Source organism: Pseudomonas sp. P129, assembly GCF_020312195.1.
GTDB classification, from domain to species: Bacteria; Pseudomonadota; Gammaproteobacteria; order Pseudomonadales; family Pseudomonadaceae; genus Aquipseudomonas; species Aquipseudomonas fragariae.
The window spans coordinates 133,506-151,135 of the sequence record NZ_JAGPYS010000006.1 but is presented as its reverse complement, the minus strand read 5'-3'; the positions used below and the strand labels follow the sequence as shown (position 1 = coordinate 151,135).

At 57.7% G+C, this 17,630-nt stretch carries 15 protein-coding genes, 1 tRNA gene and 2 pseudogenes; 13 read left to right on the top strand and 5 right to left on the bottom strand.

Annotated elements, in window-relative coordinates; genetic code table 11:
• Positions 1-11 precede the first annotated feature (11 nt).
• Complete coding sequence (locus KBY02_RS16150) at positions 12-1,379, top strand: carboxyl transferase domain-containing protein (protein WP_024639926.1); 1,368 nt, start codon at positions 12-14, stop codon at positions 1,377-1,379.
• 290 nt (positions 1,380-1,669) lie between these two features.
• Here the strand turns inward: KBY02_RS16150 and KBY02_RS16145 are convergent.
• Positions 1,670-2,346, bottom strand: a pseudogene (locus KBY02_RS16145) (DNA topoisomerase); the annotation flags it as partial.
• A gap of 1,071 nt (positions 2,347-3,417) precedes the next feature.
• Between KBY02_RS16145 and KBY02_RS26580 the strand changes: the two are divergent.
• From KBY02_RS26580 to nadA, 5 genes and pseudogenes are all read left to right on the top strand, one after another.
• Positions 3,418-4,473, top strand: a pseudogene (locus tag KBY02_RS26580) (methyl-accepting chemotaxis protein); the annotation flags it as partial.
• Positions 4,459-5,331 carry a methyl-accepting chemotaxis protein gene (locus KBY02_RS26575; RefSeq protein ID WP_370661145.1) on the top strand — a complete coding sequence of 291 codons (873 nt, stop codon included), beginning with the start codon at positions 4,459-4,461 and terminating at the stop codon, positions 5,329-5,331. The pseudogene KBY02_RS26580 and the gene KBY02_RS26575, both read left to right, overlap by 15 nt.
• Positions 5,332-5,718: 387 nt before the next feature.
• A complete protein-coding gene (locus tag KBY02_RS16135; RefSeq protein ID WP_011267084.1) occupies positions 5,719-5,985 on the top strand; it encodes a cupin domain-containing protein in 267 nt (88 codons plus the stop codon).
• A 54-nt stretch (positions 5,986-6,039) separates the two neighbouring features.
• Positions 6,040-6,621 (top strand): DedA family protein, encoded by a 582-nt coding sequence (locus KBY02_RS16130; RefSeq protein ID WP_011267085.1) that lies wholly within the window; start codon positions 6,040-6,042, stop codon positions 6,619-6,621.
• 315 nt (positions 6,622-6,936) lie between these two features.
• Positions 6,937-7,995, top strand: coding sequence for a quinolinate synthase NadA (gene nadA, locus KBY02_RS16125; RefSeq protein WP_024651788.1), 1,059 nt, complete (start codon positions 6,937-6,939; stop codon positions 7,993-7,995).
• Between the two features lie 78 nt (positions 7,996-8,073).
• Here nadA and KBY02_RS16120 read toward each other — a convergent pair whose 3' ends face one another.
• On the bottom strand, positions 8,074-9,507 hold the full coding sequence (locus KBY02_RS16120; RefSeq protein WP_003409438.1) for a M48 family metalloprotease: 1,434 nt from the start codon (positions 9,505-9,507) through the stop codon (positions 8,074-8,076).
• 140 nt (positions 9,508-9,647) lie between these two features.
• Between KBY02_RS16120 and KBY02_RS16115 the strand changes: the two genes are divergently transcribed.
• Together KBY02_RS16115 and KBY02_RS16110 are read left to right on the top strand one after the other, a co-directional pair.
• Positions 9,648-9,899 (top strand): sulfurtransferase TusA family protein, encoded by a 252-nt coding sequence (locus KBY02_RS16115; protein ID WP_003317380.1) that lies wholly within the window; start codon positions 9,648-9,650, stop codon positions 9,897-9,899.
• A gap of 34 nt (positions 9,900-9,933) precedes the next feature.
• The gene (locus KBY02_RS16110) at positions 9,934-11,004 is read left to right on the top strand and encodes an AI-2E family transporter (protein ID WP_011267087.1); all 1,071 of its coding nucleotides are present in this window, start codon (positions 9,934-9,936) and stop codon (positions 11,002-11,004) included.
• A 66-nt stretch (positions 11,005-11,070) separates the two neighbouring features.
• Here the strand turns inward: KBY02_RS16110 and KBY02_RS16105 are convergent, their stop codons facing one another.
• Both KBY02_RS16105 and KBY02_RS16100 read right to left on the bottom strand, forming a co-directional pair.
• Entirely contained in the window at positions 11,071-11,544 is a 474-nt protein-coding gene (locus KBY02_RS16105; RefSeq protein ID WP_003317382.1) for a peroxiredoxin, read from the bottom strand.
• Between the two features lie 9 nt (positions 11,545-11,553).
• Positions 11,554-12,117, bottom strand: coding sequence for a glycine cleavage system protein R (locus tag KBY02_RS16100; RefSeq protein ID WP_003368263.1), 564 nt, complete (start codon positions 12,115-12,117; stop codon positions 11,554-11,556).
• Between the two features lie 325 nt (positions 12,118-12,442).
• Here KBY02_RS16100 and dapA point away from each other — a divergent pair, with 325 nt between their 5' ends.
• The 5 genes from dapA (at position 12,443) to KBY02_RS16075 (ending at position 16,138) form a co-directional block, all read left to right on the top strand.
• On the top strand, positions 12,443-13,321 hold the full coding sequence (gene dapA / locus KBY02_RS16095) for a 4-hydroxy-tetrahydrodipicolinate synthase (protein ID WP_003317384.1): 879 nt from the start codon (positions 12,443-12,445) through the stop codon (positions 13,319-13,321).
• 18 nt (positions 13,322-13,339) lie between these two features.
• Entirely contained in the window at positions 13,340-14,458 is a 1,119-nt protein-coding gene (gene bamC, locus KBY02_RS16090; RefSeq protein WP_004406091.1) for an outer membrane protein assembly factor BamC, read from the top strand.
• Complete coding sequence (locus KBY02_RS16085; RefSeq protein ID WP_011267088.1) at positions 14,459-15,217, top strand: MBL fold metallo-hydrolase; 759 nt, start codon at positions 14,459-14,461, stop codon at positions 15,215-15,217.
• A 28-nt stretch (positions 15,218-15,245) separates the two neighbouring features.
• A complete protein-coding gene (purC, locus tag KBY02_RS16080) occupies positions 15,246-15,956 on the top strand; it encodes a phosphoribosylaminoimidazolesuccinocarboxamide synthase (RefSeq protein WP_225650619.1) in 711 nt (236 codons plus the stop codon).
• Between the two features lie 92 nt (positions 15,957-16,048).
• Positions 16,049-16,138, top strand: a tRNA-Ser gene (locus KBY02_RS16075).
• 149 nt (positions 16,139-16,287) lie between these two features.
• Here the strand turns inward: KBY02_RS16075 and KBY02_RS16070 are convergent.
• Positions 16,288-17,409 carry an alkene reductase gene (locus KBY02_RS16070; protein ID WP_024659516.1) on the bottom strand — a complete coding sequence of 374 codons (1,122 nt, stop codon included), beginning with the start codon at positions 17,407-17,409 and terminating at the stop codon, positions 16,288-16,290.
• Between the last annotated feature and the right edge of the window lie 221 nt (positions 17,410-17,630).

Here is a 17,630-nt window from a genome sequence, read left to right as displayed (position 1 = left end):
CAGGAGTTTCGATGAGCGTTTCCGAAAGACGCGTCTCTAGGTTGTTTGATCCAGGTAGTTTCAAGGAGGACCTCGAGGGCCAGAACACCCATTTCATCTGCGGGGCAGGAACGATCCACTCAATCAAGACCTATGTTGCGATGAGTCGCGGTCGTGACTGCGAGTTTCAAAGCAGTCGGCAATGGAGTACGGCTCAGCAAATTATAAAAACGGTAGGTTTGGCACGAGCTGCTGAAGCCCCGCTTATCTATATTCAAGATAAAATCGGGGATAATAATGATACTGAAGGCTTTGATACAGCCAGGGTTTTTTCTTCAGATATGTCAAGTTTGCTTCTTTCCCCGTCCGGGATGGGCAGCGTCAGCGCATCGCTGGCAGAGTTGGCAAAACTCAATTTGCTGATGTCCGTGATTTTAGGGCCGACATCAGGGCCTTTGGCGTTACCTGTGATGCTCGCCGATCTGGTGCTGATGACTCGTCGAGGAGCTCTGTGCATGGGACGACCTGACATGGTCAAGGCGATGCTCGCTCAACAGACCGATCTTTATTCCCTCGGCGGGTCCGATATCCACAGTACCGCGTCTGGGTCCGTGCACTTGGTTTTTGACGACGAGGCTGATCTGTTCGCCGATCTGAGAAAACTGCTCTTATATCTGATTGCTGGAAAAAGCTCGACGTACGGTGAGTTTTCAACCCCGCTTGAAGTGGATTTCAGCCGCCTGCTGCCCCCGTCTCATAATATTCCTTTTGATGTGCAGCATCTGGTACGTTCATTTGTCGATAGCGACAGCCTGATCGAAATCGGTGCCTCTCATGCGCCTGAGGTTTTAGTCGGGCTGGCCAGCCTGCAAGGGCAGGTTTTTGCCGTGGTTGCCAACAACTCCGCGCATGGCGGCGGCGTCATCTACAAAAGGACCGCCCGTAAAATGATTCATGTCATTGACCTGGCTGGGAAAATGAGCTTGCCCATTTTGTTTATCGCAGATATTCCTGGGATCATGATTGGGGAAGAGGCTGAACGCGATGGGATTTTTGCCGCTGTGGCAGATTTATTCAGAGCACATACCCGATGCAAGGTAAAAAAATTATTGTTGGTTGCTCGGAAGGCGTACACCGGTGGTGTTTATGCCATGAGCGGGCCAGGCTTTGAACCTGTCGCCGTGCTGGCCTATCCTGACGCCAATATAGGCGTTTTCAGTACCCTTACCATGGAAAAGATCATCAAGTCCTCAAGCATGACCGATGCGCAGAGAGCTGTGGTGTCCGCATTGGATGAAGAAATCAGATCGCCGTTATTGCTCAAAGACAAGGGCTTGATTACCGATGTCATCAGTGTGCGAGATACACGGCAGGCAGTGTTCAAGTATCTGTTTCATTAGGAGTGTTCAGCTCCGTACCTGACGGCGTCCCAGTGGTGGGCACCAGCAATTACTGCCCTGGGTTGCGTGCCCCTTCGCAATTGCAAAACTTGATGAGGGAATGACAGAAAACGTCTGGGTTGCCAAACAGATTGGACGGCCTGCGATCAAGGGCTTCAACACCGTGCTGGCTTATACCTTGGCAGAGCCAGGCTTTCCGAAGGGTTGCCCAGGACGCTTGGCAGCAGCTGTGGCAGGTAACGATCAAGGCAACGGCCTTCCTCATCTACCATGTATTCATCGGCGACCTATTTCGCCAAGAACGATTGTCCTGCAGTCCATAGCTGAACCTCGACACTCCAGAACGGTTTGGGTACGAAGTTTGAGATATCCCGGTCGCCGTCAACCACCAGCCGAAGGGGCGGTGCTTGAACGCTTCCGACGGAGAGCACACCGGTATACTCGGACTGTCGGCCCAGCAAGGTGAAAAGCCGCGAAAAAGTTCATGCCGGTGAGCCGGTCCGCTCTGGAGCGAGCGCGGAGAGATACAGCGGGTAGGTTTCAGAGCCTTGTTTGACGCTGTTGAGTGCCTGGTGGATGGATGCTTCGTTGAGCGCTGACAGCCAAAGCCTTTGAATCGGTCCCCGGTGCCCACAATAGTCGATCAGCGCGCGATCATCTCCCGCGGTCAGCGTCCGTCGCAATCACGAGCTCGGTGGCCTGCTTGAGTAGTTGCTTGACGATCTTGAACTGATCGGCTGTTTTCGGCTTGACGAGCACTTTCCATTCCGCAGGCAGGATTGTAAGTATGTCCAAGCTCCAGTTTTTCAGGCGCTCTCCATAGGCATCGGGAGGAGCTGTTTTCAGTAGGTGTCCGCCCCCCCCCCAGTTCACGGCCACACCATTGCCTTTGATGCAGCCGTCACCTCGTGTTTTGGCTCCGAGCACGGCGGCGATGTCTTTACCTCTCGCACAGATACAAGCGCATAAGTAGCGCCCGTTCATCAATATGCTACCTCCGACGGATTCTGGTACAAGGCTCGGACACGTTTCGCGGCGGCCGGCGCTGCATCTGAGATGAGATTCGTAGCATGTAGATGGATGCCGAGATGGAGCGCTGGCAGCACCTATTGCCCGAGCCGGTACATGAGCGCTTGCGGCATGAATCTATGGCCTCGGATCAATCGCCTGCTATCAAGGTGAAATGGGACGCGTATTGCGGTCTATGCCGGGAGGATTGATCTCGCTTGAGGAAGGCGGGCGCTGACCCACGGCGGCGCGCTGTTCCGGCATCTGGCTGCGGTAAGATTGGCCGTGTAGTGGTTTGTCAATATCAATAACCCGTGTACCCGCCGGGCTTATCAGATCGCCCTGCAGGACTTCTGCAGTTTCGTCGGCTCGGCCTAGGCGTTTCGCGCCGTGGCGCGCTCAGTTGGATTTCTGATTCGTCCGATATCAAACTCATTGCCCGCGCTTTGGTGTCGTATGCGCTGATCGTCTTGCCATAGCCAACGGCAAGCGTGCCTAACGACAACAGCGTCCATTAGGTCTTTTTAAAATCGGTGCGTCAGAGAGGACAAATAATGCAAGTGCTCTGTTCGATAATAAAGTTAATTATTCGCTGCCTCTCTGTGTAACTCATTATTATGAGTTGTGGATTTGGGGTTGCCAGGCGTGCGCCGAGACGAATTTTAGTCGTCCGTTCGTCGACATGCGTCAAAAAAATTATAGAAAATGAAAAGAGTGACGACATAGTGGCTTATAGCCATGGAGCGGCCTTTTATCTTTAGTTCGAGACCCTCGGTTATGAACAGGCTTATCCTGCCTCGGCACCTCTTTGTCCAGAAAACACATACAGTTCGAGTATTTACTCAAGTACTTCAATGGCCCTCCGGATGACGCCGCAGTGAGTTCAGATCTGTGACGTGACCTTTTTACCGAGCGTGTCGAGGGTTTCAGCAGATTCACATTATCAATTCATCCTGATGCGTATCGGACTCTATGTTCCGCTACCTGTCCGGCGGACTTTTATTTTCAAAAAATCAATGAGTAAAGATATATGTCCAGCGCAACATCTGGTGTGTTAAGTAATATGACGGTTCGGGCGAAGCTACTGGTGGGTTTCGGACTGTTGATTTTAATGATTTTGTTAATGGCTTATACGGGAAAGGATGCCACCGATACGTTGAAGCGTCGGGCTGAACTGTCTGGGGATATTGCTCAATTCAGCTCGATCGCCCGAGACATGCGTATCGAGCGTTTGGTTTATTTTTTAAAAGCGGATGATGCACAGGCTTCAAAGTGGTTGGAGGCACTCGAGCGGACGGAGCGTCAGCTGGTGAGCATCTCGCCCCGTTTCAAAACAGCCAATAACATCGCGCTGCTCAAAGAAGCCCAAACGACGATGCAGCTTTACCGTGGGTTCTATACTCGATCAGTCGAGGCTACTCGAGAGCGTGAGCAACTGCGGACCCTTGCCGGCGCTTCGGGCGAAACGATTAACGGTTTGTTGCTGAAGATCGCAGAAGCCGCCAACGACGAGAGCGGGAATGCCGCGGATCGTCAGAAACTCCCTGCACTGTTTATCTCTGTCCAGAAGATGCGAACCGCGTTTCGCTCTTATACGGCATCCCCGAGTAAAAGCGGGGAAGACACTGTCCGTCAGGCAATAGCGCAGGTGGTGGCCAGTATCGACACGCTCAAAGATACCAGTTTGCCCCGTGCTGACGTTCAAGCGTTGGCGGCAGGAATGGCCACCTATAGCGGGCAACTGGAAACATTAGTTGCCGCTCAGGCCAAAGTTGATGAGGCTCAAGGCGGTATCACAACGTCGATCGCCACCATTCTTGGCATTACGGACAAGATGACGGCTATCCAGAATGAGTTTCGTGCCTCCGATGCAGAGAAAGCACAGGAGAAGATTTTGCTCTGGCTGGGCCTTTCTGCTCTCTTGGGTGTTCTTGCGGCCTGGTTGATTACTCGATCAATTGTTCATCCACTCAAAGAGACTGTTGAAATCGTTGAAGTCGTTGCAGAAGGGGATTTTACGTACAAAACGCAAGTGACTCGAAATGATGAGTTGGGCGCGTTGCAGGGCAGCATGCTGCGCATGACGTCCGGGCTCCGAAGCTTGATCGGGGAAATGAAAGACGGAATCGTGCAGGTGGCAAGCGCGGCAGAGCAGCTTTCAGCAGTAACCGAGCAGACCAGTGCGGGCGTGAACGCGCAGAAGCTGGAGACTGAGCAGATTGCCACTGCGATGCAGCAGATGACAGCCACTACTCATGAGGTATCTCGTAATGCAGCCCAAGCCGTAAATACTGCGCAAATCGCCAGTCAGTTGGCCCAGAAAGGTGGGCAAGTCGTTGACAGGACTCGTTCCCAGATAGAGACCCTGGCGCGTGAGATGAACATGACCAGAACAGCGATGGCGGCGCTTAGAGGGAATACTCAGAGCATCGGTGGCGTGCTGGATGTGATAAAAACGGTGGCTGATCAGACAAACCTTCTGGCGTTGAACGCGGCCATTGAAGCTGCGCGTGCCGGGGAGGCAGGACGTGGTTTCGCTGTCGTCGCGGACGAGGTGAGAGGCCTGGCGGTGCGCACCCGCACGTCAACAGACGAGATCGCTCTGCTTATAAACGAACTGCAAACCAGTACCGATCATATGGGGCAGGTTCTAGAGCAAAATCTGGCACTGACGGACAGCAGTGTCGAACTGTCTACGCAAGCCAGCGAAGTGCTGCAGAGTATTACCGCATCTGTTCATGAGATTGAGGTGATGAACGAACAGATCGCCGTTGCTACTGAGCAGCAAAGTAACGTCGGTGAAGAAATAGGCAGGGGCGTCACGAATGTCAGGGACATTTCAGACCAAACAGCCGCCGCCAGTGAAGAGACAGCGACATCGAGTGTTGAATTGGCCAGAGTCAGCGCCAGACTGCAGGAGATGACCAACCGGTTTAAAGTCTAGCCTGAAGGTCTGGCCCAATGCGTTTGTGGCTTGGGTCAGGCCTCAACAAGACCAGATCGAGTTCATACCGCGTTGCGGCACTCAGCCGCCATGCATGGGCTGCCGGTACGGCTGAAAAGAGCGGCCGCACAAGAGAATTGGCTATCTACAAAGACGAGTACCTATCGAGTCATCCGGGCGACGGGGGGGGGAGGTGGGACTGATCTGAAGCAAGCGTTCAAAGCGTCGGAAAACTTATTGAATGTTGCTCCCAAGGGGTGATCTATAGGGGCGGCGTTTTTGAATATTGCGAGGCTGTAGCAATTGTCGTGGTGGGTGGTCCCGGCGCCGCCATTCCGGGCGTCGATTCGGTTCAGCCCCACACCAAAAGATTCAGGAAAAGTAGACATGGAAAAAGAGGCTTTTTTGCAACTGCTGGCTGCCGAAGGGTTCGGCACCGTTGTTGAAGTCGAGCGCGAAGCGTTTGGTACGCTGGACTCGCATGCCCACAACTTCGAGGCGATGGCGCTGGTTCTGCACGGCAGCCTGGTCATCCATAAATCTGATGGCGATTTCACCTACAACTCAGGAGATATTTTTCACCTGGAATGTAACCAACCCCATTCGGAAGTGTTTGGTGAACATGGCGTACGGTACCTGGTGGGAAGAAAGTGACGAAGCTGGCATTTCAGCCTGGATTCATGTGATGTCAGACGTACAGGAAAGACCATGTTCGAACATCTTGACCTCAACGCGCTGATCGCCGCCTACGGCTATTGGGTCATTTTCCTGGGCTGTTTGCTGGAAGGCGAAACAGTGTTGATCCTTGGTGGTATGGCTGCGCACCAAGGTGCTCTGCAATTGCTGCAAGTGATCGGCTTGGCCACGTTGGGCGGTATGCTCGGCGATCAGTTGCTATTCTGGACCGGACGTTATTCCGGGGAGCGCCTGCTGCCCAGACTCAAACGTCACCAATCTGCCATCAAGCGGGTCGAGGGTCTTATCCAGCGTTACCCCACGACCTCCGTATTCGCTGTTCGCTTCCTCTACGGCATGCGCCTGGTGGGGCCTATGGTGATAGGTGCAAGTGGCCTGTCACCCTGGCGTTTCGCCCTGATCAATGTGCTGAGTGCGGCAGTCTGGGCAACCCTGTTCGTCTGCGCCGGCTATTGGGCGGGGGAAGCGTTACAGCATCTACTCGGCGACCTGAAGCCCTATCGTCTGCCGATCTTCCTCGCGGTGGTAGCACTGGTGATTCTTGCTGCGTTGGTGCGGTATGTGCACCGCCGATCCAGGGCAACGGATCGTTGAGACGGTGGCGTCGGCATGCAAGGCTGTAGCGCGCCTTGCCGACGTCGAGGTCGACAGCCAGTACCGGGCTTTCCGTGCCCTCGGCAAGCGGTCTTCAAGAACGCTTCTCATCGCTGCCTGCTGAGCCAGAAACAGCTGTTAAATCAGTTTTTTGGCGCTAGAATCGGCGCGCCTTAAGAAGTCTGGCCGGTGTCCACCGGATATCAGCCATAAGCCTTTGTACAGATGGCGCAGCCTCTGTCAGGCTTTTTTTATTGCCTGTATTTCGGGTGTAAACTTGCCTTTCGCGCACTGGCGCTTTCAGGTCCCGTGAACATGACACAGATCTCCGAACGTTTCCTGGTGCAGGCGCATCTCGATGCCAAACAGCCCAGGACGTTGAGCCCGGCAGAGCAGGCGCGTTACCGTGCCGACATTGCTGCTGAACTCAAGAAGCAGGACGCCGTGCTGGTTGCTCACTATTACTGTGATCCGGTTATCCAGGCGCTGGCCGAGGAGACCGGTGGCTGCGTGGCCGACTCCCTGGAAATGGCGCGCTTCAGCAATAACCACGCGGCCAGCACTGTATTGGTGGCGGGTGTGCGTTTCATGGGCGAAACCGCGAAGATCCTCAACCCGGAAAAACGCGTGTTCATGCCGACGCTTGAAGCCACCTGCTCGCTTGACGTGGGGTGCCCGGTCGACGAGTTTTCCGCCTTTTGCGACCAGCACCCGGAACGTACCGTGGTGGTGTATGCCAACACCTCGGCAGCCGTCAAAGCCCGCGCGGACTGGGTGGTGACCTCAGGCTGTGCGCTGGAAATCGTTGAGAGCCTGATGGACAACGGTGAGAAAATCATCTGGGCGCCAGACAAGCACCTGGGTCGCTACATCCAGCGTGAAACCGGTGCCGACATGCTGTTGTGGGACGGTGCCTGCATCGTTCACGAAGAGTTCAAATCCAAGCAGCTCGAAGACATGAAAGCCCTGTACCCCGAGGCGGCGATTCTGGTTCACCCGGAGTCGCCGGAAGCGGTCATCGAACTGGCTGACGTGGTCGGCTCGACCAGCCAGATGATTGCCGCAGCGCAACGCCTGCCCAACAAGACGTTCATCGTCGCCACTGACCGGGGCATCTTCTACAAGATGCAGCAGCTGTGCCCGGACAAGATCTTCATCGAGGCGCCTACGGCCGGTAACGGCGCGGCGTGCCGGAGTTGTGCACATTGCCCGTGGATGGCGATGAATACGCTTGAGCGCACCTTGCAGTGCCTGCGTGAGGGCAGTAACGAGATATTCGTCGACCCGGCGCTGATCCCCAATGCTGTACGCCCCTTGCAGCGCATGCTGGACTTCACTCAGGCAGCACGCTTGCGACAGGCAGGCAACGCCTGACAGCGGTCATGAAAAAGCCCGACTGAAGCGTCGGGCTTTTCATTCGGGCCATATCGGGCGTCTTGCGACGCCGGACGATCAGTTCATCATGTCCTTGACCATTCGTTCCTGCTCGATCAGATCCTTTTGCCGCGCATCGATACGTGACGCCAACTGAAAATTATTGGCCGCACGGCGTTTGGCGAAGTCCAGCTGCTGGATCGCCTGACGGAAATCACCGACCAGCGCAAAGTATTCAGCGCGCGCCTGATGCAGGCCGATGGTGTTGCCATTCAGGCCACGGGTTTCCGCCACGACGTACCAGATGTCCGGATCATCCGGGCGGGTCTTGAGCAGCGCTTCAAGGCTTTTCTCGGCTTCGGCCGTGCGGTTCTGCTTGAGCAGCACGTCGATACGCACGTCATTGAGCGGATAATTGCCGGGGTACAGCGTCAGCATGCGATCGACACGTTGCTGCGCATCGGCCAGGCGGTTATTGGTGATGTCCAGGTCGATCTGCGTCAGGTTGTAGGTAATGTCATTCGGCGCTTTTTCGAGCAATGGCTTGAGGGTTTCCCTGGCCTCGTTCAGTTGTCCGCCCTTGATCTGCGCGATGGCCAGGCCATAGCGCGCCGGATCGGATTTCGGGTTTTCAACCAGTTGCGCACGGAAGCGTTTGGCGGCAATGCCTGGGGTTTCTTCGTAGATCAGCGCCACGCGGGCGCGCATCAGTTGGTACAGCAGACTGTCTTCCTTGCCGCCCGGTTTGGCCTGCTCGGCACGGTTGCGTGTGTCGGCGATCCGCGACTCGCTGACCGGGTGAGTCAGCAGAAACTCCGGAGGCCTGGCGTCGAATCGATACTGGCGCATGAGGCGCTCGAACATGGTCGGCATGTTGCGCGGGTCATAACCGGCCTTCTCCAGGTTGAGAATGCCGATGCGGTCGGCCTCCTGCTCGTTCTGGCGCGAAAAGCGCCGTTGTTCCTGGATCGCGGCAGCCTGTGAGCCAGCGATGGTGGCGATACCCGCGTCACCGGCGCCTGCGGCTGCCATGACGATACCCGCCAGCATCGCGGCCATGACCGGCACCTGCATGCGTTGCTGGGCCTCGATGCCCCTGGCGAAGTGGCGTTGTGACAAGTGAGCCAGTTCGTGAGCCAGTACCGAGGCATACTCACCCTCGGTCTGAGCGTTGAGAAACAACCCGCCGTTGACGCCGATGATGCCGCCGGGTGCGGCAAAGGCGTTGAGCTGCGGGCTGTTGATCAGGATGAATTCAAGCCGCCGGTCCTGAACCTGACTGGTCTCGGCAAGGCTGTAGACCGAAGTCTCGACGTAGTCCTTGAGTTGCGGGTCCGACAGCTGCGCCACCTGGCCGCGCAGCAACCCCAGCCACGCACGGCCCAGACGGTGCTCCTGTTCGGGGGAGACAATCGAGGAGCTGGCGTCACCAAGCGAGGGGAGGTCATCCGCCATGCCGTGTGTAGCGAACAGGCAAGCGAGGGTGAGCAGTGTAGGACGCAAAAAATTCATGCATGAAGCTCTGGTCAGAAGAACCTGTACTGTAGCTGGCTCAATGGCGTGCTGACCAGAGTGAGGTATTCTTGCCGCCTTGTTCGTCCTGCCTTTTCGGACCTGCTTTGTAATTCGATGTGTCCGCCTGGAGATAAACGATGTCTGACGCTGTAGTGCGCCCCGAGGCCTGTGACGCCGAACTGGATGCCAGTGGTCTCAACTGTCCGCTGCCCCTGCTGAAAGCCAAGATGGAGCTCAACCGCCTGGCCAGCGGCGCGGTGCTTAAAGTAATTGCCACCGATGCCGGTTCGCAGCGCGATTTTCGAACCTTTGCCAGGCTCGCCGGGCACGAGTTGCTGCATGAAGAGGTCGATGCCGGCATTTATCGTTACTGGCTGCGCAAGGCCTGACCCACTGCCGCGTTTTTTCCGAAAAGGATGTTTGATGTTCAATGTGCTTCGCAATTGGGTGCAACGCTACTTCTCTGACGAGGAGGCGGTGGTCCTGGCGGTTTTGCTGTTTCTGGCGTTCACCCTTGTCCTGACGCTGGGCGGCATGCTGGCGCCGGTCCTCGCCGGTCTGGTGCTGGCGTTTCTGATGCACGGGCTGGTCAGTGCCCTGGAGCGCCTGCGCATGCCCGAAATGGCCGCCGTCGGTCTGGTGTTCACCCTGTTTATCGGCGTATTGCTGGTGTTCCTGCTGGTATTGGTGCCACTGCTCTGGCACCAGTTGATCACTTTGTTCAACGAAGCCCCGGGTATGCTCGCCAAATGGCAATCCGTGCTGCTATTGCTGCCCGAGCGTTATCCGCACTTGGTGTCCGACGAGCAGGTGCTGCTGGCCATCGAGGTCGCCCGGGGTGAAGTGGGCAAGATCGGTCAACTGGCGCTGACGTTCTCGATCTCCAGCCTGCCGCTGCTGGTCAACCTGATGATCTATCTGGTGCTGGTGCCGATTCTGGTGTTCTTCTTCCTCAAGGATCGGCACATGATCGGCCGCTGGGCGCGTGGCTATCTGCCCCGTGAGCGCGCTTTGATCAACCGGGTGGCGGATGAGATGAAGCGCCAGATTGCCAACTATATTCGTGGCAAGGTCATCGAGATTTTTATCTGTGGTGGCGTGACCTACATTGCTTTCGCCGCGCTCGGGCTCAATTACGCAGCGTTGCTGGCAATGCTGGTCGGCATATCGGTGGTCGTGCCCTATGTCGGCGCGGTAGTGGTCACCGTGCCGGTGGCGTTGATCGGTCTGTTCCAGTGGGGCTGGGGTGACCAGTTCATCTACCTGATGATCGCTCACGGCATCATTCAGGCACTGGATGGCAACGTGCTGGTGCCGCTGCTGTTTTCCGAGGCCGTCAATCTGCACCCGGTGGCAATCATCTGCGCCGTGCTGCTGTTCGGCGGGTTGTGGGGGTTCTGGGGGATCTTCTTTGCGATTCCGCTGGCCACGCTGTTCAAGGCCGTGCTCGACGCCTGGCCGCGCAATGAGCCGACGGTAGCCCCGTTGCTTTGACGCGATAGCCGCGACAGCAGGGCTGAATCGCTGCGGCACCTTGCGCGCCGCAGCGGGGCACGCGGATCAGCCTTTGTTCAGGGCTTCGGCCTGCGCCAATACTTCAGCCACATGGCCCGGCACTTTCACGCCGCGCCATTCCTGACGCAGTACGCCTTCCTTGTCGATCAGGAAGGTGCTGCGGTCCACGCCCAGGTATTCCTTGCCATAGAGCTTCTTGAGCTTGATGACGTCGAACAGCTGGCAGACGGCTTCGTCCTTGTCCGAAATCAGCTCGAACGGGAAAGACTGCTTGGCCTTGAAGTTTTCATGGGTCTTCAGGCTGTCGCGGGAAACACCGAGCACAACCGTGTTGGCTGCCTGAAACTGCGCGATATGGTCACGAAAGTCCTGACCCTGCGTGGTGCAGCCGGGCGTGTTGTCTTTCGGGTAAAAATAAATCACCACCTGCTGGCCCTTGAGCGCAGACAGCTCGACAGTCTGTCCGCTGGTAGCGGGTGCCTGAAAATCGGGAACCGGATGATCTACTGTGACAGTCATGAGGACTCCTTACATTGGGGCTTGTGGGCGCCAGGGTTCGATCAGTGCGTCCAGATTCAACGCGTCGGCGAAATCGAGGAATTGATCGCGCAGCCAGCTGATCTGCGTCCCGGCAGGCAGTGTCACCGTGAACGTGGCGTTGAGCATGGTGCCGCCGGTCTGCGGAGCCTGATAGGTGTCGCAGATCAGGTTCTCCAGCTCGACGTTGTGGTCGATGAAGAACTGGCACAGCTCATTGATGATGTCCGGGCGGTACGCCGAGCTGACGTAGGCCACGTAGGGCAGGGCCTCAGGACGGTTCTCCAGCGTGGCGCTGCGCACGACGCTGGTCGTGAACGCATGCTTCTTGGAGAGACTCGCCAGGCCGGTTTCAAGGCGCGCCAGAGCGTCCCAGCTGCCCGACACCTGAAGAATCAGCGCACTGCACTCGCCGTGGCGGGTGAGGCGCGAGGTGACGACCGAGCAGCGGTTTTCATGGCTGGCGCGGCACAGGACGTTGGTCAGCTCCATGGGGTTTGCGCCAAGGGCACTGATGACAAGGAATTGTTCGCGAACTGTGGGGGTGGACGACATGCAGCATTCCTAGACGATGAGCGGTCGGTACTTTTTCGGACTTGCGGGGCTGTTTCGACAATCGATGGCGCAAGATTACTTGCCGGGTCCCTCGGCGCCTGGCTCGCATGGATATACCATGACTGGGCTGGAGTGCGCTGGGGCGGGGCTTCTGGCGACAAATTCGACCGATTGAGCGAGGTGCGCAGGTGACCAGTACCGATCAAAGGACGAAGGGTAGCGAAAACCATCGCTCAGGGGAATGCTCAGAGCGCGGTACTTCGCTTGTACAAGGCTGATAGCGCCAGTACCATTACGGCTCTCTTTTTCCGGCAGGAGCGGTTGCATGATTGCGGGCAGTATGGTGGCACTGGTCACACCAATGGATGCACAAGGTCGTCTGGACTGGGACAGCCTGAGCAAACTGGTTGACTTCCACTTGCAAGAGGGCACCCACGCCATTGTTGCCGTAGGCACCACCGGTGAATCGGCGACGCTGGATGTGAACGAACACATCGAAGTCATCCGCCGGGTGGTCACTCAGGTTGCAGGTCGCATTCCGGTCATCGCCGGTACAGGCGCCAATTCGACGCGTGAAGCCGTCGAACTGACCACCAACGCCAAAAATGCGGGTGCCGACGCGTGCCTGCTGGTGACGCCTTACTACAACAAGCCGACTCAGGAAGGCCTGTTCCAGCATTTCAGCCACATCGCCAATGCCGTCGACATCCCGCAGATACTCTACAACGTGCCGGGCCGTACGGCCTGCGACATGCTGCCAGAGACCGTTGCGCGTTTGTCGACGGTAAAAAACATCGTTGGTATCAAGGAAGCCACCGGCAACCTACAACGCGCCAAGGACATCCTGGCCAGCGTCAGCAGCGATTTTCTGGTGTACTCCGGCGACGACGCTACAGCAGTCGAATTGATGCTGCTGGGCGGCAAGGGCAATATTTCCGTCACCGCCAATGTTGCACCGCGCGCCATGAGCGATCTGTGCGCAGCGGCCATGCGTGGCGATGCGCAAACGGCCCGGGCGATTCACGAAAAGCTCATGCCGCTCAACAACACCCTGTTCATCGAATCCAACCCTATCCCCGTGAAGTGGGCCTTGCATGAAATGGGTCTGATGCCAGACGGTATCCGTCTGCCGCTTACCTGGCTCAGCGAAGCCTGTCATGAACCGCTGCGTCAGGCCATGCGCCAGTCCGGCGTCCTGGTTTAATTGAGGAAGTATCACGCAATGAAGCGATTGGCCGGACTTTCCGCACTTGCTCTTATTATCTCCAGCACCAGCGGTTGCGGTTGGCTCTGGGGCGAAGATGGTTACTTCCGTGATCGCGGCAGCGATTACCTCCAGGCGACCCAGACCCCACCCATGCAGTTGCCCGCCGATGTCAGCGGCGTCAAGCGTCTGGATCCTTTGCTGCCGATCCCGCGTAACGTGGCTGACAGCACTCAGAAAGACGGCGAGTACACAGTGCCGCGTCCTCAGCCGCTGGGCACGACTTCCGAGTCGAGCGACTTCAGCCTGCAGAAGAGTGGTGATGCGCACTGGATCCTGGCGCAGCGTCAGCCCGCCGAAGTCTGGCCGGTGGCTCATCAGTATTTCGAAGACAACGGTTTCCGTATCGCTGAAGAGCGTCCGCAGACCGGCGAATTCAGCTCCTCGTGGCAGCGCCTCGATGAGCTGTCCGCTTCGGTGGCCAAGCGCCTGAGCGCTGCTGGTGTCTCGGCCGACTCGGAAACCCGTGTACGGGTTCGCATCGAGCCGGGCGTGCAGCGCAATACCAGTGAAGTCTACGTGGTCAGCGTCGAGCGTCCTGCCGGCAGCACTGCCGACGTGGCCTTCCCGACGCGTACCACCAACCTGGGCCTTGATGCAGCACTGACCGACGATCTGCTGGCCAGCATGGGCCGCAACGCCGAGAAGGGCGGTTCTATTTCCCTGCTGGCGGCACGTGACTACGACACCCCGAGCCGTGTTGCCTTGAGCGAAGACGGCAGCGGCAACCCGGTCTTGAACCTCGGTGCCGATCTGGACCGCGCATGGTCGAGCGTTGGCCGTGCGCTGGATCAGGGCGACTGGCGTGTCGAGGACATCAACCGCAGCCTGGGTCTGTACTACATCAACCTGGCTGAAAAGGCCAAGACGCCTGAAAACGAGCCTGGTTTCTTCGGCCGCATGTTTGGCAGCAAGTCGACCAAGGAAGAGATCGATGCCCGTGCCGAGCGCTATCAGGTCCGCCTGAGCAAGGTCGGTGACAACGTTCAAGTGACCGTCGAGAAGAACATCAACACCGTTGCACCTGCGGATATCGCACGTCGGGTGTTGAGCGTTATTCAAGACAACCTGGGTTAAGTGCGTTTCGCGGTTCTCGGCAGCGGCAGTCGTGGCAACGGCACGCTGGTCGCAAGCAACGATACGTACGTACTGGTCGATTGCGGTTTCTCCCTGCGGGAAACCGAGCGGCGCCTGGCTCGTCTGGGCGTCTCGGCAAGCCAGCTGAGCGCCATACTGGTGACCCACGAACATGCCGATCATGTGCATGGCGTGGGTTTGCTGTCGCGGCGCTACAATGTGCCGGTCTACCTCAGCAGCGGGACGTTGCGCGGAATGCGCAAGCCGGTGGAAATTGCCGGCCTGCTGGCAGGCGGGGAGAGTCTGCAGATCGGCGCACTGGACATCGACGTGGTGTCGGTCGCTCACGATGCGCTTGAACCGACGCAGTTCGTCTTCAGTGACGGCAAGCGCCGCTTCGGCCTGCTGACCGACCTTGGCTCTTACTGCTCCAACGTATTACAGCGTTATCAAGGCCTGGATGCCTTGATGATCGAGGCCAATCACTGTCGCGACATGCTTGCCCGAGGCCAGTATCCGGTCTTTCTCAAGCAGCGCGTTGGCTGTGAAACCGGTCATTTGAACAACCATCAGGCCGCCAGCCTGGTGAGCGAACTGGGATGGCAGGACCTTCAGCACTTGGTGCTGGCGCATCTCAGCAGCAAGAACAACCTGCCGCATCTGGCCCGGCAATGTTTCGTCGACACCCTCGGGTGCGACCCGGACTGGCTGCAACTGGCCGATCAAGATTCAGGGCTCGACTGGCGACATATCGCCTAGCCCAACTACTTAGCAAGCGGAGCCCATCATGGAAAAACGTGAAGAACTCTACCGCGGCAAAGCCAAATCGGTTTACAAGACCGACGACGCTGACCGCTTGATCCTGCTGTTCCGCAACGACACCTCGGCGTTCGACGGCAAGCGCATCGAACAGCTCGACCGTAAAGGCATGGTGAACAACAAGTTCAACGCCTTCATCATGCAAAAGCTCGAAGAAGCGGGTATTCCGACCCAGTTCGACAAGCTGCTGGGCGACAACGAGTGCCTGGTCAAGAAGCTCGACATGATCCCGGTCGAATGCGTTGTGCGTAACTACGCGGCTGGCAGCCTGGTCAAGCGTCTGGGCATCGAAGAGGGCACCAGGCTCAACCCTCACACCTTCGAACTGTTCCTCAAGGACGACGCCAAGGGCGACCCGTTCATCAACGAATCCCACGTTGTGGCGTTCGGCTGGGGCACCGCCGAGCAACTGGCTCGCATGAAAGAGCTGTCGATCAAGGTCAATGACGTGCTGACCAAGCTGTTCGACGACGCCGGCCTGCTGCTGGTCGACTTCAAACTCGAATTCGGCGTATTCCACGGTGAAATCGTCCTCGGCGACGAATTCAGCCCGGACGGCTGCCGCCTCTGGGACAAGGACACCCGCAAGAAAATGGACAAGGACCGCTTCCGCCAGGGTCTGGGCGACGTCATCGAAGCCTACGAAGAAGTCGCAAACCGTCTGGGCGTGCCGCTGTAAGCGGAAAAAAACACGCAAGCGCTTGATAGCACGAAAAAAAACAGCAGAAGGGCTTCGCCTTCTGCGTTGATGCTGTTATGATGCGCGCCGTTGGAGAGATGCCAGAGTGGCCGAATGGGACGGATTCGAAATCCGTTGTACCTTCACCGGTACCTAGGGTTCGAATCCCTATCTCTCCGCCATTATTTATCCTCAAAGCCCCGCAATGCGGGGCTTTTTGGTTTCCGGGATTTGATGATCCTCAGCCAGCCCCTCACTCCTATCCTGAAAGGCAGCTTTCACCGCGAGACCAACCGAGACACCGCTCGAACGCGGCGCCCCGGCCACTAGATCAAGCGCGGTAAGGCGCATAGTCGATGTAGCCGTGCGCATCACCACCGTAGTAGCTGTCACGGTCCGGGGTCGTCAGGGGCCAGCCGTTTTTCAGGCGGGCGACCAAGTCGGGGTTGCCGATGAAAGGCTGGCCAAACGCAGCAAGGTCGATCAGGTTTTCTTCCAGCAGCGCATCAGCGCGTTCACGGGTCATGTCGCCGGCGAGGATCAGCGCGGTGTTGCCCAGTTCGGCCTTGCAGTGCTTGAGCAGTTTGCGTAATGCCTGCTCCTGCGCGGCGGAGCTTTCGCCGGCCATGAAGAAGTGCGTCTGGTCCATGACGTGTACATAGGCGATGCCGCGTTCGCGCATGCCTGCACACAGCGCCGAGTAGGTTTCGTCGATCTCCGGGTAGAGCGGCATATCGAACAACTGGCCATAGGGCGAGATGCGAATACCGACGCGGTCAGCACCGATTCTGGCGCAGGCAGCATCGACCACTTCGAAGACGAAGCGCAGGCGATCTTGCAGGTTGCTCGCGCCGTACTGATCGCTGCGGTCGTTGACCAGCGGGTTGAGGAATTGCTCCAGCAGGTAACCATTGGCGCCGTGAATTTCCACGCCGTCAAAACCGGCGTCAATCGCATTCTGCGCGGCCTGGGCGAAATCCTCGACGACTCGCGCCACTTCTTCGGTGGTGAGCGGGCGCGGCACGGAGGTGGGCACGAAGCCGGGTTCGCCGTCTTCGCCATAACCGAACGCAACTGCACCCTGTGCTTGTCTGGTGGTGGCGCTGACCGGTGCTTGGCCGTCGATCTGGATCGAGGTATGGGACACGCGGCCAACATGCCAGAGCTGCGCGAACATGTGACCACCGACGCTGTGGACCGAGTCCGTCACCAGCTTCCAACCCTGGATCTGCTCCGGTGTATAGATGCCTGGATTGAACAGGTAGCCCTGGCCTTCACGGGAGATCGGCGTGCCTTCCGACACGATCAGGCCGGCGGTGCCGCGCTGGGTGTAGTGCAGCGCGATCTGTTCGGTGGCGATGTCCTCGGGGGCACGCGAGCGGGTCATTGGCGCCATGACGACGCGGTTGTTGAGGGTCGTGTTGCCGAGTTTGAATTCATTGAACAGAGTCAAGGCAGTCTCTCCTGTGGAGGGGGAATCAAAAGGACAATGACGGCAGCAGCCTTGGAGGGCGGCTGTCAGGGGATTACTGGCGACGTGTCAGCGGTAGCGCAACGATCACTCCGAAGCCCATTAGCCACTCGCCAACTTGCCAGGCAGGGATGTTGCGACCGTCATCATCAGAACTGATAGTCCGAGCGTGAGGTGTAGTCCGGGGCCAGTTCAGCGCTGCG

Excerpts from the sequence above, each read along its gene's own strand:
- dapA (WP_003317384.1), top strand. The coding sequence starts at position 12,443 with ATGATTGCGGGCAGTATGGTGGCACTGGTCACACCAATGGATGCACAA.
- KBY02_RS16150 (WP_024639926.1), top strand. The coding sequence starts at position 12 with ATGAGCGTTTCCGAAAGACGCGTCTCTAGGTTGTTTGATCCAGGTAGT.
- KBY02_RS16115 (WP_003317380.1), top strand. The coding sequence starts at position 9,648 with ATGTCTGACGCTGTAGTGCGCCCCGAGGCCTGTGACGCCGAACTGGAT.
- bamC (WP_004406091.1), top strand. The coding sequence starts at position 13,340 with ATGAAGCGATTGGCCGGACTTTCCGCACTTGCTCTTATTATCTCCAGC.
- KBY02_RS16120 (WP_003409438.1), bottom strand. The coding sequence starts at position 9,507 with ATGAATTTTTTGCGTCCTACACTGCTCACCCTCGCTTGCCTGTTCGCT.
- KBY02_RS16130 (WP_011267085.1), top strand. The coding sequence starts at position 6,040 with ATGTTCGAACATCTTGACCTCAACGCGCTGATCGCCGCCTACGGCTAT.
- KBY02_RS16105 (WP_003317382.1), bottom strand. The coding sequence starts at position 11,544 with ATGACTGTCACAGTAGATCATCCGGTTCCCGATTTTCAGGCACCCGCT.
- purC (WP_225650619.1), top strand. The coding sequence starts at position 15,246 with ATGGAAAAACGTGAAGAACTCTACCGCGGCAAAGCCAAATCGGTTTAC.
- KBY02_RS16110 (WP_011267087.1), top strand. The coding sequence starts at position 9,934 with ATGTTCAATGTGCTTCGCAATTGGGTGCAACGCTACTTCTCTGACGAG.
- KBY02_RS26575 (WP_370661145.1), top strand. The coding sequence starts at position 4,459 with ATGCTGCGCATGACGTCCGGGCTCCGAAGCTTGATCGGGGAAATGAAA.
- KBY02_RS16100 (WP_003368263.1), bottom strand. The coding sequence starts at position 12,117 with ATGTCGTCCACCCCCACAGTTCGCGAACAATTCCTTGTCATCAGTGCC.
- nadA (WP_024651788.1), top strand. The coding sequence starts at position 6,937 with ATGACACAGATCTCCGAACGTTTCCTGGTGCAGGCGCATCTCGATGCC.
- KBY02_RS16135 (WP_011267084.1), top strand. The coding sequence starts at position 5,719 with ATGGAAAAAGAGGCTTTTTTGCAACTGCTGGCTGCCGAAGGGTTCGGC.